11 protein-coding genes and 1 other RNA gene are annotated in these 13,762 nt (G+C 37.1%); 10 read left to right on the top strand and 2 right to left on the bottom strand.

Annotation, left to right across the window (positions count from 1 at the left end; translation table 11 throughout):
* Window positions 1-16 precede the first annotated feature (16 nt).
* From IGJ34_RS08790 to IGJ34_RS08780, 3 genes are all read left to right on the top strand, one after another.
* Window positions 17-1,387: a transglutaminase-like domain-containing protein gene (locus IGJ34_RS08790; protein WP_430597243.1), complete on the top strand. Its 1,371-nt coding sequence runs from the start codon at window positions 17-19 to the stop codon at window positions 1,385-1,387.
* A gap of 31 nt (window positions 1,388-1,418) precedes the next feature.
* The gene (locus IGJ34_RS08785) at window positions 1,419-3,089 is read left to right on the top strand and encodes a peptide ABC transporter substrate-binding protein (protein WP_206834833.1); all 1,671 of its coding nucleotides are present in this window, start codon (window positions 1,419-1,421) and stop codon (window positions 3,087-3,089) included.
* A gap of 242 nt (window positions 3,090-3,331) precedes the next feature.
* On the top strand, window positions 3,332-4,933 hold the full coding sequence (locus IGJ34_RS08780; protein WP_111247828.1) for a CTP synthase: 1,602 nt from the start codon (window positions 3,332-3,334) through the stop codon (window positions 4,931-4,933).
* Window positions 4,934-4,985: 52 nt separating this feature from the next.
* Here IGJ34_RS08780 and IGJ34_RS08775 read toward each other — a convergent pair whose 3' ends face one another.
* Window positions 4,986-7,319 (bottom strand): PBP1A family penicillin-binding protein, encoded by a 2,334-nt coding sequence (locus IGJ34_RS08775; protein WP_069654760.1) that lies wholly within the window; start codon window positions 7,317-7,319, stop codon window positions 4,986-4,988.
* Window positions 7,309-7,950, bottom strand: coding sequence for a Holliday junction resolvase RecU (gene recU, locus IGJ34_RS08770; protein WP_069654761.1), 642 nt, complete (start codon window positions 7,948-7,950; stop codon window positions 7,309-7,311). The genes IGJ34_RS08775 and recU overlap by 11 nt, the downstream gene beginning before the upstream one ends.
* Before the next feature lie 61 nt (window positions 7,951-8,011).
* On the opposite strand from recU, the gene IGJ34_RS08765 reads away from it, so the two are divergent.
* The 7 genes from IGJ34_RS08765 to nth all read left to right on the top strand — a co-directional run bounded on the left by IGJ34_RS08765 (window position 8,012) and on the right by nth (window position 13,729).
* The gene (locus IGJ34_RS08765) at window positions 8,012-8,551 is read left to right on the top strand and encodes a DUF1273 domain-containing protein (protein ID WP_069654762.1); all 540 of its coding nucleotides are present in this window, start codon (window positions 8,012-8,014) and stop codon (window positions 8,549-8,551) included.
* A 96-nt stretch (window positions 8,552-8,647) separates the two neighbouring features.
* Window positions 8,648-9,079, top strand: a complete 432-nt coding sequence (gene gpsB / locus IGJ34_RS08760; protein ID WP_069654763.1) for a cell division regulator GpsB — start codon at window positions 8,648-8,650, stop codon at window positions 9,077-9,079.
* A gap of 23 nt (window positions 9,080-9,102) precedes the next feature.
* Window positions 9,103-9,517: RNase P RNA component class B (gene rnpB, locus IGJ34_RS08755), an RNA gene on the top strand.
* 127 nt (window positions 9,518-9,644) lie between these two features.
* Complete coding sequence (locus tag IGJ34_RS08750; protein WP_206834838.1) at window positions 9,645-10,808, top strand: THUMP domain-containing class I SAM-dependent RNA methyltransferase; 1,164 nt, start codon at window positions 9,645-9,647, stop codon at window positions 10,806-10,808.
* A 10-nt stretch (window positions 10,809-10,818) separates the two neighbouring features.
* A complete protein-coding gene (locus tag IGJ34_RS08745; protein ID WP_430597242.1) occupies window positions 10,819-12,318 on the top strand; it encodes a carboxypeptidase M32 in 1,500 nt (499 codons plus the stop codon).
* Between the two features lie 35 nt (window positions 12,319-12,353).
* Entirely contained in the window at window positions 12,354-13,070 is a 717-nt protein-coding gene (locus IGJ34_RS08740) for a DnaD domain protein (RefSeq protein WP_430597241.1), read from the top strand.
* Window positions 13,071-13,081: 11 nt separating this feature from the next.
* Window positions 13,082-13,729, top strand: a complete 648-nt coding sequence (gene nth, locus IGJ34_RS08735; RefSeq protein WP_430597240.1) for an endonuclease III — start codon at window positions 13,082-13,084, stop codon at window positions 13,727-13,729.
* The last annotated feature ends 33 nt before the right edge of the window (window positions 13,730-13,762 follow it).

Genomic DNA, 13,762 nt, shown 5'->3' with positions numbered 1-13,762 from the left:
GAAAGGTGAGTGTCTTATGTATTACGATTTAAAATTTATGAGTGTCCCATTACCCGAAGACATCGTTAAGTTAAAAGCCTATGGTGATTTTGAAGGTGCTGAAAAATTGATTGAACACTTACTATCAACTGAACTTCCAGTTGCATTGAGAAAGCGTTTGGAAATAGAGCAAGACATTATTCGAATTGTTGGAATCAATGAGTATCCGTTTGATTTTAACGAGGCGAATAAAATGATGAAAGAAACATTCAAAGAGTATCAAGACCACGAATTAACGAAACTAAAAGAAACTGGAAAAGTAGACTGGCTTTATATTGATGGAAAGATTCATTTTCAACGTCGCTTTTTACTGAATCTAATCAAGACTCAAGCTGATTATGAAGCAAGATTAATTGTAAAAGAAGACAGTGAAGTGGATTGTTTACGAAAGCAAGAGCTGACTCAAAATGTTCAACAAATGAAAGGAAAAGGAAGCAGAAAAGTAAGAATCCATTTAAAAACGAGTATTCAAGTGAAAAAAGAGTACGAACGTCCAGGAGAAACGGTCAAAGTGTATTTACCTTTGCCAAAAGAGTGTAAACAAGTATCAGATATCGAGATTTTAAACACGACCCCTAAAGCTACGTTCATTGCACCGGAAAACACAGCGCAACGAACTGTTTATTTTGAAACGGTTTTAGAAGAAAATCAAATTTTTTCAGTAGAGTATAGCTACATAAATCAAGTAGATTATGTAGAACTAGATCCAGAAAAATCATCTGATTTACAACCTGAATTTGAATTAAGTGAAGAATTGCCACACATTCGTTTTACACCATATTTGGAACAGTTACTGGATGAAATTCTATCTGGTGAAACGAATCCAATAAAAAAAGCACGAAAAATCTATGATTTTATCACAACAAAAGTCAATTATTCATTTATGCGGGAGTATTTTACGATCGAAAATATTTCAGAGTATGCTGCTGTTAATTTAAAAGGGGACTGTGGCGTTCAAGCGATTCTATTCATTACGTTATGCCGAATGGCTAATATCCCCGCAAAATGGCAGTCAGGGCTGTATGTATCGCAATACTACACCGGTTGTCATGACTGGGCGCAATTTTACGTGGCACCGTATGGTTGGGTTTTCGCTGATTTATCTTTTGGTGGTGGGGCACGTCGGAATGGGGATTTAGATCGTTGGAATTATTATTTTGGCAATCTAGATATTTTCAGAATGCCTGCCAATAGTGAGATTCAACAAGATTTCAATCCGCCAAAACGATTTTTACGAGCAGATCCAATCGACAATCAACGTGGAGAATTCGAATATGAAAACCAAGGTCTTCCATATGCTTACTTAGAGGTACAACAAGAGTTAATTTCAATGGAGGAACTTGTATAAAATAAAAAATGTGAAGGAAAAGGTGGAACGTATGAAAAAAGGGTTAAAACAAAGTATGACATTGATTACAACGGTGCTGTTGCTTTCAGCTTGCGGGGGAAATACAAGCAATAAAGCAGCAGATAGTACAAACAACAAGACATCAACCGGTCAAAAATCATCGAGAGTGCTCAATTTAATGGAAGCTTCAGAAGTGGGATCGATGGACACGATTTTCACACAAGATGAGCCGAGTGTAAATGCTCAATCTAACGTTTTTGAGGGATTGTATCAATTAGATGAAAAAGACAATGTTATTCCAGCAGTAGCGAAAGAAATGCCCGAAATTTCCGAAGATGGTAAGACATATAAAATTAAATTAAGAGAGGATGCAAAGTGGTCAAATGGAGATAACGTAACAGCCAATGATTTTGTTTTTGCATGGAAAAAAATGGCTGATCCCAAAAATCAAGCTAATTACTTTTTCTTGATGGATGGTACGATTCTTAACGGAACTGAGATTGTGAATGAAGAAAAATCAGCTGATGAATTAGGCGTGAAGGCCTTAGATGACTATACGCTTGAAATCAAAATGGAAAAACCTGTCACCTATTTCACCTCTTTACTAGCATTTTCACCTTTTTTCCCGCAAAATGAAAAGTTTGTGACGGAAAAAGGTAAGCAATACGGAACATCCAGTGACAATATCGTTTCTAATGGCCCCTTCTTGATGGAAAACTGGGACCAATCGTCAATGTCTTGGGATCTAGTTCAAAATCCGAATTACTACGATGCAGACAAAGTCAAATCAGAAAAAATTCATTTTGAAGTCTTAAAAGAAACGAATACGGTCTTCAATTTGTATGAATCTGGCGAATTAGATGTGGCGATCCTTACAGGAGATTTTGCCAAACAAAATAAAGACAATCCAGACTACGAAGCCATTCAACGATCTAAGGTTTATTCTCTAAGAATGAATCAAAAAAGAAATGACAAACCATCGATTTTTGCAAATGAAAATGTTCGTAAAGCGATTGCCTATGCTCTTGATAAAAAAAGTTTAGTAGAGAATATTTTAGCTGATGGTTCAAAAGACATTTATGGCTATATTCCAAAAGATTTTGTGTCTAATCCTGAAACAGGAGAAGACTTTAGAAAAGAAGCGGGAAATTTAGTCAAAACAGATGAAAAATTAGCGAACGACTATTTAGATAAAGCGAAAAAAGAATTAAATGGAGATGTAACGATTGAACTATTGTCTAAAGACGGCGATGGTGACAAGAAAGTCGCAGAGTTTATTCAAGGGCAATTAGAAAAAACATTGCCAGGGTTAAAAATCAATGTAAAGACAGTTCCTTTAAATAATTCAATCGAACTAATGAAAAAAGGAGACTATGAACTTTCTGTTAGCATGTGGGGACCTGATTACCAAGATCCAATGACATTTTTAGAAAGCTCGGTTAGTACAAAAAATAAAACTAGTTACCATAGTGAAAAATATGATCAATTGATCGATGAAGCATCTAACAAATATGCGAATGAACCTGAAAAACGTTGGGAAACCTTGATTGCCGCAGAAAAAGTCTTAGTAGAAGAAGATGTTGCTTTAATTCCATTATACCAACAAGCCAGAGGACAATTAGTTCGACCAGGTGTTGAAGGGATCGATTATCACAACTTTGGAGCAACTAGCACTTATAAAAATGCTTACATCAAAGAATAATTGAGCCAAGGTGTAAAAGTTTGCTAAAAAACCAAAAATCTTCTAACAGAAATGCTTGACCTTAATTAGATTTGCTTGTATTATACTACTTGGGCACCTTTGAGAAGGTCAGAAGTTTACAACAAATTCCAGCTCCCTATTCTTTTTGGATAGGGAGCTTTTGTTTTTTATGTTTGCAAAAGTAAGCTGTTCGTTGTTCACTTCTCTCTACAAATCTATTTCGAGAAAGGGTTTTTTATATTATGACAAAATATATCTTTGTTACAGGCGGCGTAGTTTCTTCAATCGGTAAAGGAATTGTCGCAGCATCTTTAGGACGATTATTAAAAAATCGTGGCTTAAAAGTAACGATTCAAAAATTTGATCCATATATTAATGTGGATCCAGGAACAATGAGTCCTTACCAACATGGAGAAGTTTTTGTCACAGACGATGGTGCCGAAACAGACTTAGATCTTGGTCACTATGAACGATTTATTGATATCAACTTAAATAAATATTCAAATGTCACAACAGGAAAAATTTATTCAGAAGTACTTAGAAAAGAGCGTAAAGGTGAGTATTTAGGCGCAACTGTCCAAGTTATTCCGCACATTACAAATGAAATCAAAGATAAAATCATGCGTGCAGCTAGCATGACAGACGCTGATATCATTATTACCGAAGTTGGCGGTACAGTTGGCGATATTGAATCTTTACCATTTTTAGAAGCATTACGCCAAATGAAAGCAGAAGTAGGAAGTGATAATGTGATGTACATCCATACAACATTGATCCCTTACTTAAAAGCAGCTGGCGAAATGAAAACTAAACCAACACAACATAGCGTAAAAGAATTACGCAGTTTAGGGATTCAACCAAATATTTTAGTTGTTCGTACAGAATTACCCGTTTCTCAAGGAACAAAAAATAAATTAGCTCAATTCTGTGATGTGGAACCAGAAGCGGTTATTGAGTCACGTGATGTCGAAACGCTTTATTCTATTCCGTTGGCGCTCCAGGCACAAAATATGGATCAAATTGTCTGCGATCATTTAAAATTAGAAGCTCCAGTTGCTGATATGACCGAATGGCGTGCATTGGAAGAAAAAGTATTAGGCTTGAAGAAAACAACTAGAATTGCCTTGGTTGGTAAATATGTAGAACTTCCTGATGCCTATCTTTCAGTGGTTGAAGCCTTGAAGCATGCAGGTTTTGCATTTGATTCTGATATTGCAATCGATTGGATCGACTCACAAGAATTGACGGAAGAAAACGTTGCAGAGATTTTAAAAGATGCTGATGGAATCCTTGTACCAGGCGGTTTTGGTGATCGTGGAGTAGAAGGTAAAATCGAAGCGATTCGCTTTGCTCGTGAAAACGATGTACCATTTTTAGGTATTTGTCTGGGAATGCAAATGGCCTGCGTTGAATTTGCTCGTAACGTTGTAAAACTTGAAGATGCTGGTTCTGCTGAGAATAATCCTGATATTCTTAACAATATTATTGATTTGATGGCAGACCAAGAAAATGTTGAGAATTTAGGTGGGACATTACGTTTAGGCTTGTATCCATGTAAACTTAAAAAAGGTACGGTTACAGCAGCAGCTTATGAAGGACAAGAAGTTGTGCAAGAACGTCACCGTCATCGCTATGAGTTTAACAATAAATACCGTGAATTATTTGAAGAAAATGGGTTAGTCTTTTCAGGTGTGTCACCAGATAACCGCTTAGTTGAAATTGTTGAATTACCAGAGAAGAAATTCTTTGTTGCGTGCCAATTCCATCCAGAATTGATTTCTAGACCAAATAGACCACAGCATTTGATCAAAGGATTTGTTGAAGCGTCTTTAAATAACCAATAACAAAAAAAGGTCCAATACCTCTAAATGAGGTATCGGACCTTTTTAATTTGTATCAGTCTGGAGAGGGTCTTCTTCTAGCTGAATTATTTTGCACAACTGGAGGCGTAGACGACTCTTCTGGAGGGTCAGAGCTCGGTGGTGTCACCTCAGGTGGCGTTGTTGATGACGAAGGCTCTGTTTGTTGAGTAGAAGTAGCTGGCGCTTCGCTAGATTGGGATACTGATGGTTCGGTCTGTGAAGGGACGGTAGAACTACTAGTAGTCCCTGGATCAGAACTTACAGGATTTTCCCATGACGACGAACTTTCATAACCAGAATTTGAAGGTAATAATTGTTCTTCATAGGCTCCTTTAACATATAATTCACTACCAGATCGTATAACACTATCTGGCATGACCCAATCGTCAGTGGAGACACCTTCAGATAAGTAAGTCATCATTTCTCGGTACACATCAGAAGCCGTTCCCCAATATTCGTAAGGAATGGGTGTTAATCGCTGTTTATAGCCTGTCCAAACAGAAACAGCATAATGTGGTGTATAACCAACAAACGTGCTGTCAGGAGCAATACTAGACGATGCAGAGGCACCTATTTTAGCAAGATCATCTTCTGTATAATTGGCAGTCCCAGTTTTTCCAGCTTGAATCAACCCAGGAACTCCTGCATTAAAAGCTGTACCGCCAGAGATGACATCTTTAAGCATATCGGTCATCATATAGGCTGTTGAATCTTTCATAGCACGTTTACTTTCAGTTTCAGTTACATCTTCGGAGCCATCTTGATAAACTACTTTGCTTACGTAATAAGGTTTATTGTAGACACCCATATTTGCAAAAGCAGCATATGCTGCAGCTAATTTCAAGGAAGATACACCGTATTTATTGCCACCTAAATCACTGGTATTACTAGAAATTGCATTTGCCGCAACAAAATCTTTGAACTCAATGCCTAAATCTTTAAGGAAATCGGCTGATTTATCACTACCAACGGCATCGAACGTTTGAATGGCCGTTGTATTTCGAGAATACATAATCGCTTTACGCATCGTCAAAGCACCATAATACTGCATATCCGCATTAGTTACAGGAATATTGGTTCCTTCATAAGTAGTCGGTTGATCCATCATAATACGACCAGTTGAATAGTTTAAGTTTTCAATAGCAGGGCCATAATCAGCTATTGGCTTCATTGTTGATCCGACATCACGATCTGTTTCAATTGCCAAATTCGAGCCTAATTGCACATCATCTGGAATATTCCGACCTCCGATCTGAGCTTTTACTTGACCTGTTTTCACGTCGATCACAGTAGAAGCAACTTGGAAATCTGCATCAGGATAGTCTACATAAGTATCACTATTGATGATGTCATAAAGACGTTTTTGAGCGTTCATATCAAGATTAGTATGAATATCTAAACCGTCTGTATAGGGATTTTTGCCTAGACTTTCTACTTCAGCGATAACTTCTTTGATGTAGTTGTCAACGACTTTACGGTTTTCGTTTGATTGTTTTAAAGGTTGTAGCCCGTCATCGATCGGCGTTGCTTTAGCATCTTCATATTCTTTTTGTGTGATCTTATCATTTTCTTTCATAGTGTATAAAACAACGTCTCGTCGTTCTTTTGCTACATCTGGTTTAACATATGGATCGTAATCATTAGGTGCCTGAGGCATTCCTGCTAAGAGAGCAGTCTGAGGAAGAGTTAGCTCAGCTAACGGTTTTCCGTAATAAGATTGAGCCGCAGTTTCCATGCCGTACAGACCATTTGCCATATAGACCTTGTTGATATAGTAAGTTAAAATCTCTTCTTTTGATTTTTCTTTTTCTAATTGTATAGCAAGCCAAGCTTCTTGCGCTTTTCGTTTGAGATTTTGATCTTTTTCTTTTGTAGAGAAGTACGAAAGCTTGATCAATTGCTGGGTTAACGTACTACCACCTTGAAGACCACCCGTTTTAAAGTTTGAAAAGGCAGAACCTAAAATTCGTATCGGGTCAACACCACTATGTTTGTAAAAACGTTTATCCTCAACGGATACGACTGCATCTTTAAGTAATTGCGGCACATCTGTTGGTTTGATCATTTCACGTTTTTCAGCGCCTAATTCTTCAAAAACTTCGTTATTGGCATCGTATAATTTTGAAGAAACAGTTGCGCTAAGTTTTTCATCTTCTAATTTAGGTGCATCCTTCGCGTATGACCAAAATAGACCTAAACCAGCTAAAAGACCTAAAACCCCAAGCAGAACTAGTCCCAAGAATATTTTTAGAAAAATTCGTTTTTTCTTTGGTTTTTTTCCGCCATTTGAGGGTGTGTTTCCTGTGCTGTTAGAAGCCGAAGTACGTCCGTATCTTGCAGCACGTGATCCTATTTCATCAGTTGTCATTCATCGCAACTCCTTTGTTTGATTGAATATGTAACTTGACTGCATCCAAGTAAGGAACTCTAGGCGCAATTCCGATGTTGATTTCTATTCCCTTTTTTTCAATGACAGTTAAAGGCAATGATTTTTTTCCAGTGCTTTCTTGTTCTGACCAAAAGGTTACTAATTTTTCTCCGCTAAAAAAGAAACATCTGTTCAATGAAGAAAACCACAACAGAACAAAGCAAATGCCTTTTTGAGTCATACATTGTTGGATATGATCGATCTGGTGCTGATGAAAGTTTTTCAAAGGAAATGAGGTTTTATTCTTCGTTTCCTTTGCTTCAAAATCCAGATAATATCCATTGTAGACACCGTTATAATCAGTTGTGGAAGCTTGTCTAAAGTAAGCTTCCTTAATTACGGCAGCACTGCGGCTGGGGTAATCAACTTTAACAATTTGAACTGGAGTGGGCTTTTTGTGGATCACCGCTTCATTGCGCATTAAATAATACGCATTGCTTTTGTTGATTTCTTCTTCAAAGTCCATTCCACGTTTTCCAAATTGAATCGATTTTTGGTTTTTTACTTGTTTTTTTGATTTGGGTGCCTCATGATTGTTATAGGGAGTACCATTAGGATAATGAAAAGCCATTTCTATCACACTCCTAGCCAACATTATAACAAAAAATCTTTATGAAAGAAAAGGAATGTCTATGGAAAACGTAAAAACACTTTATGTGACTGGTTACAAAAGCTTTGAAATCGGGGCTTTTCAAGACAATGACCCTAAAATTACAGTTATTAAAAATGTATTAAAAAAGGAAATTATGGGCTATTTGGACACTGGATTGGAGTGGGTTTTAGTTTCTGGCAATCTTGGAACAGAGATTTGGGCAGCAGAAGTTGTAGCCGAATTGAAAAATGATTACCCAGAATTGAAATTAGGACTTATTTATCCTTTTAAAGATTTTGGAAGTAACTGGAATGAGAAAAATCGTGGAAATTTAGAAAAAATAGAAGTCTTAGCAGATTATGTGAATTCAGTTAGCCATCAGCCCTATAAATCACCAGCGCAATTAAAAATGCATACCCAATTTTTATTGGAACATTCTGGCGCTAGTTTATTAGTTTATGATAAAGAATATCCTGGTAAAACGGAGTATTTCTTAAAGGATGCTGAACTTTTTTCTGAAAGATTTCCTTATGAAATACGCTTGATAACAATGGATGATTTACAAAACTCGATGGAATAGTGAGAATCTGTTTGATTTTCTGACGATTTTCCTATACAATAATGCTGTTGAACTATGAACTTTTATCCTAATCAAAGAAAATAATGAGGTGTAAGTATGGCAAATTTAGTATACAGTCCCAAAGATATTTTACAAAAAGAATTTAAAACAAAAATGCGCGGCTATGATCCGGTTGAAGTTGATGAATTTTTAGATAACGTAATCAAAGATTATGAAGCGTACAACAAAGAAATTTTAACATTACAAGAAGAAAACAATCGTTTATTAGCGAAGCTTGATCAAGCATCTAAAGTACAACAATCAATGCCACCGCGTGGCGGACAAGAGATGCCTAAGAGTGCAGCTGTGACAAATTTTGATATTCTAAAACGTCTGTCAAACTTAGAGCGCGAAGTATTTGGCAAAAAATTGGATGACACACCAGTTTCTAATCCTATCTCAGGAATGAGCCACTCTAATTCGTACGACAGCAATTTACACAATTCTTATGAGCGTGAAATAGACAACTCAGAAACACGTCAATTTTAATTAATTGCATCAAACTTTTTGTAATTTTCGGGTGATCGCGGTTTGAATTTATTCAAGCTGAGGAAAGTCCATGCTCGCACAGACTGAGATGTCTGTAGTGTTCGTGCTTAGCGAAATCATAAGCTAAGGTACTTGATTTAGTAAGGTCTGCAAGTTTTTAAACGAGCTGATTTTACTTTTTAAAGTAACGGCAGGAAAAATGACTAAGGTTTCGGCTATGTCAAAGTACCCTTGAAAGTGCCACAGTGACGAAGCAATTTTGGAAACGGGATTGGTGGAACGCGGTAAACCCCTCGAGCGAGCAACCCAAACAATGGTAGGGGCACTCTTCTAAAGGAAATGAACGAGTAGAAGAGGCAGATTGATTTCTGCAGATAGATGATGACCGTCGAGTGTCTTTCCCTGAGAGGCATTCGATACAGAACATGGCTTACAGAAAATTACAAGTATTCAGGATGACCTTCCAACTTTGTTGTGAAGGCTTTTTTTAAAGTAAGAGACAAACAAAGTTTTATTATAGAGTAACGAGCAGTTCTTAACGATAACAAGAACAAGAGGAGATATAATGACAAAAGAAAAAACATTTAAACTTGTCGCAACAGCTGCAAGTGGTTTAGAAGCATTAGTAGGCAAAGAATTAAGAGATTTAGGTATTCCTTGTGAAGTAGAAAATGGTAAGGCTTTATTTGAAGGGACAATGGAAACAATCGCTACGGCTAACTTATGGCTTAGAACAGCAGATCGCATCAAAATCATTGTTGGTGAATTTGATGCGTTTAGCTTCGATGAATTATTTGAAAAAGTCAAAGCGTTGCCTTGGGAAGATTATTTGCCAATGGATGCAGAATTTCCTGTGGCTGGAAAATCAATTAAATCTAAATTATACAGCACACCAGACTGTCAATCAATCACTAAAAAAGCAATCGTTAATCGTTTAAGAGAAGTGTATCATCGCCCAGCAACAGTGCCTTTAGCTGAAACTGGTGCCTTTTTTCAATTAGAAGTTGCTCTTTTAAAAGATCATGTAACGGTAACGATCGATACAACTGGACCAAGTTTATTTAAACGAGGTTATCGTATTGAAAAAGGTGGGGCACCATTAAAAGAAAATATGGCAGCGGCTTTAGTGACGTTAACGAATTGGCGCAAAGATCGTCCGTTTTTTGATCCTGTTTGTGGCTCGGGTACGATTTGTATTGAGGCCGCTTTGATTGGTCATAATATTGCACCAGGTTTTAACCGTGAGTTTGTCTGTGAAACTTGGGATTGGTTTGATTCCGCTGTTTTTGAAAAAGTTCGCAAAGAAGCTGATGAAAAGGCAGATTACGATGTCGAATTAGACATTATGGGATCTGATATCAACGGAAAAATGATCGAAATCGCTAAAGCAAATGCAGAAGAAATCGGGTTAGGCGATTCTATTACGTTTAAACAGTTAGCATTGCGTGATTTTACAACGGAAAAAGAATATGGCGTGATGGTTGCGAATCCACCTTATGGAGAGCGTTTAGGTGAAGAGGAATCTGTACGTAAGTTGTATAAAGAAATGGGCGAAGTATTCCGCCCACTAAAAACATGGAGCAAATATATTTTAACGAGTGATTTGACGTTTGAACAATATTACGGTGCAAGAGCGACGAAGAAAAGAAAGTTATACAATGGTGCATTACGTACTGATTTGTTCCAATACTGGGGTGAAAGACCACCGAGAAAACCAAGGGAAGAGTAGGTGAAGAGACATGAAAGAACAAGAATTTTTACAAGAAATCAAAGAAATTGAGTTGTTAAACGCAGCTTTAGGTTTATTAGAATGGGATAGTCAAACTGGTATGCCAGAAGCGAGCAGTGAATTCAGAGGAGAAGCTGTCGGTTATTTATCGGGTATGTCATTTGAGCGCAGTGTGGGCCCAAAAGTTCAAGAAGCTCTTGCCTATTTTGACACACATTCAGATGAGTTATCAGAGGTTGGATTAGCTGTTTATAAGAAGATCAAAGAAGATTACGAACTCAACCATAGTATACCAGCTGAGCGGATGCAGGCGTACAATACAGCATTAACAAATGCTCACACAGCTTGGTTGAAAGCCAGAAACGTAAAAGATTTTGCTGAGATGAAAAACGAAATTCAAGCGATCATCGATTTCCTAAAGGAGTTTATTCCTTATTGGAAAAAAGAGGAAGCAACGAATTATGATGTTTTATTGAATCAATACGAACCTGGATTGACAGTTGAAAAATTAGATCAGATTTTTGATCAAGTAAAAACTGGAATCTTGGAAATCAGAGCTACATTAGCTGAAAAAGGGACTGTACCTCGTACGGACTTTTTATCTAGACGTGTTACGAAAGAGCAACAACGAACTTTTGTTATAGGAGTGGCAGAGCAATTAGGCTATGACTTTTCTCGTGGTCGTTTAGACGATACGGTTCATCCATTTATGTTGGATTTAAATCGTAACGATGCACGGATCACTACACGTTGGGATGAGACCAATTTTTCAATGGCAACTTTTGGGGTCATTCATGAAGCAGGTCATGGGATTTATGAGCAAAGTATCGACCCTAAATATGATTATACGCCACTTTCTACAGGAGCTTCTATGGGGATTCACGAATCTCAATCGTTGTTTAATGAAATTATTATCGGGAGTAATAAACAATTTTGGCAAAAACAATTTTCGTTTTTTAAAGAATGCACAGAGGGTACTTTTGACGACATTGATTTTGATACTTTTTATAATTCCTTAAAAGAGACCAAAGCGAGCTTGGTACGAATTGAAGCAGATAGTTTAACGTATCCACTTCATATTATTATTCGTTATGAAATTGAGAAAATGATTTTTAATGAGGGCGTTTCAGTTGATGATCTACCTCAAATTTGGAATGACAAATATGAGGAATATTTAGGGATCCGACCAGAGAATGATTTAGAAGGAATCGTACAGGATGTTCATTGGTCTGGTGGCAGTTTTGGTTATTTCCCATCATACGCTTTAGGCTACATGTACGCTGCTCAGTTACGCCACGCAATGGGGCAAGAAATGGATGTAGATGCGGTGTTAGCGAGTGATGATTATTCATCGATCAAAAACTGGTTGACAGAGCATATTCATCAATATGGCGCATCAAGAAAGCCAAATCAATTGATTTTAGATGCAACAGGTGAAGCGTTGAATCCGCAATACTTGATCGACTATATGAAATCAATTTATTATGATGTTTATAAAATAAATGAATAACTTTTTTAGCAAGCAACAGAAACGAGGGAGCAGTTATGTTATCAATCAACGAATACCTGAAGGCCGGTGAAACGACTGTTTCCAATTTAGTTATTGAGAATTATCAAAAAATTGGTTTAACAGACGAAGAATTTTTATTTTGGTTGCAGTTGTTCCGTTCCCAATCAAAAGGTGATTTATTTCCAGATTTAATTGAAATCAGTCAAATGATGGGGAAACCTATCGATGTTATTTATAAATTGATGAATGAGCTTGTAACGCGTGGTTTTTTGGTTATTGAAACGAAACAAAATGATCAAGGTCAGATGATGGATACGTATGATTTATTCCCAATTTTCGAAAAAATTGATCTTTTGCAACAAAAGCTAACTGAAAAAGAAAAAGAAGTGACGTCAGAAGAAACAATCAAACAACTTTATCAAGGGTTTGAAAAAGAGTTTGGTCGCCAACTATCTCCAATAGAACTGGAGATGATTGGTCAGTGGTTAGAAACAGATCATTATAAACCTGAACTTATCAGACTAGCGTTAAGAGAAGCAGTGTTAAATCAAGCGTATAGTTTAAAATATATCGATCGGATCTTGTTGGCTTGGGAACGTAAAAATATTACGACGAAAGAGCAAGTAGCGGAAGATCAAAAACGTCGGAAGCAAGTGTTGATTCAAAAGGAAAGCGAGCAACAGGGGACCCAAAATGAGCCAATTCCTAAAGTGACACTTCATAATTGGCTTAATCCGGAAGATAGTGAATAGGAGGTAGATAAATGCTTTCTAAAGAAAAAACGATGGAAGCAATAGAAATCATGTACGATATGTTCCCAGATGCTGCATGTGAGCTGACCCATAAAAGTCCATTTCAACTATTGATTGCTGTTATTTTAAGTGCACAAGCAACAGATGTTTCTGTGAATAAAGCAACACCTGCATTATTTGCCGCATATCCAACACCAGAGGCACTTGCAACAGCGCCATTAGAAGATATCATTCAAAAAATCAAAACGATCGGGTTATATCGAAATAAAGCAAAGAATATTAAAGCGTGTGCTGCCCAATTACTGGATCAGTTTGACGGAAAAGTACCTGAATCACGTGAAGAGCTAGTTTCATTACCCGGTGTTGGTCGTAAAACGGCTAATGTGGTGATGGGAGATGCTTTTGGTGAACCAGCTATCGCGGTTGATACGCATGTAGAACGAGTGTCAAAGCGTTTACGTATTTGCAAGTTAGATGCCAATGTGATGGAAGTCGAGCGAACATTGATGAGAAAAATTCCTAAAGAATTATGGGTCAAAACCCATCATACAATGATTTTTTTCGGACGTTATCACTGTTTAGCACGAAATCCTAAATGCCATAGTTGTCCGCTTTTGTATATGTGCCAAGAGGGTAAAACAAGAATGAACACAAAATAAATAGAGTGACGTAAACGGATAATTAGTTTACGT

This window comes from Enterococcus sp. AZ177 (assembly GCF_050544585.1).
Classification (GTDB): domain Bacteria; phylum Bacillota; class Bacilli; order Lactobacillales; family Enterococcaceae; genus Enterococcus_L; species Enterococcus_L plantarum.
Note: the sequence above shows the minus strand (reverse complement) of the source record. Positions and strands in the feature narration are given on the sequence as shown.

Excerpts from the sequence above, each read along its gene's own strand:
- IGJ34_RS08790 (WP_430597243.1), top strand. The coding sequence starts at position 17 with ATGTATTACGATTTAAAATTTATGAGTGTCCCATTACCCGAAGACATC.
- IGJ34_RS08785 (WP_206834833.1), top strand. The coding sequence starts at position 1,419 with ATGAAAAAAGGGTTAAAACAAAGTATGACATTGATTACAACGGTGCTG.
- IGJ34_RS08780 (WP_111247828.1), top strand. The coding sequence starts at position 3,332 with ATGACAAAATATATCTTTGTTACAGGCGGCGTAGTTTCTTCAATCGGT.
- IGJ34_RS08775 (WP_069654760.1), bottom strand. The coding sequence starts at position 7,319 with ATGACAACTGATGAAATAGGATCACGTGCTGCAAGATACGGACGTACT.
- recU (WP_069654761.1), bottom strand. The coding sequence starts at position 7,950 with ATGGCTTTTCATTATCCTAATGGTACTCCCTATAACAATCATGAGGCA.
- IGJ34_RS08765 (WP_069654762.1), top strand. The coding sequence starts at position 8,012 with ATGGAAAACGTAAAAACACTTTATGTGACTGGTTACAAAAGCTTTGAA.
- gpsB (WP_069654763.1), top strand. The coding sequence starts at position 8,648 with ATGGCAAATTTAGTATACAGTCCCAAAGATATTTTACAAAAAGAATTT.
- IGJ34_RS08750 (WP_206834838.1), top strand. The coding sequence starts at position 9,645 with ATGACAAAAGAAAAAACATTTAAACTTGTCGCAACAGCTGCAAGTGGT.
- IGJ34_RS08745 (WP_430597242.1), top strand. The coding sequence starts at position 10,819 with ATGAAAGAACAAGAATTTTTACAAGAAATCAAAGAAATTGAGTTGTTA.
- IGJ34_RS08740 (WP_430597241.1), top strand. The coding sequence starts at position 12,354 with ATGTTATCAATCAACGAATACCTGAAGGCCGGTGAAACGACTGTTTCC.
- nth (WP_430597240.1), top strand. The coding sequence starts at position 13,082 with ATGCTTTCTAAAGAAAAAACGATGGAAGCAATAGAAATCATGTACGAT.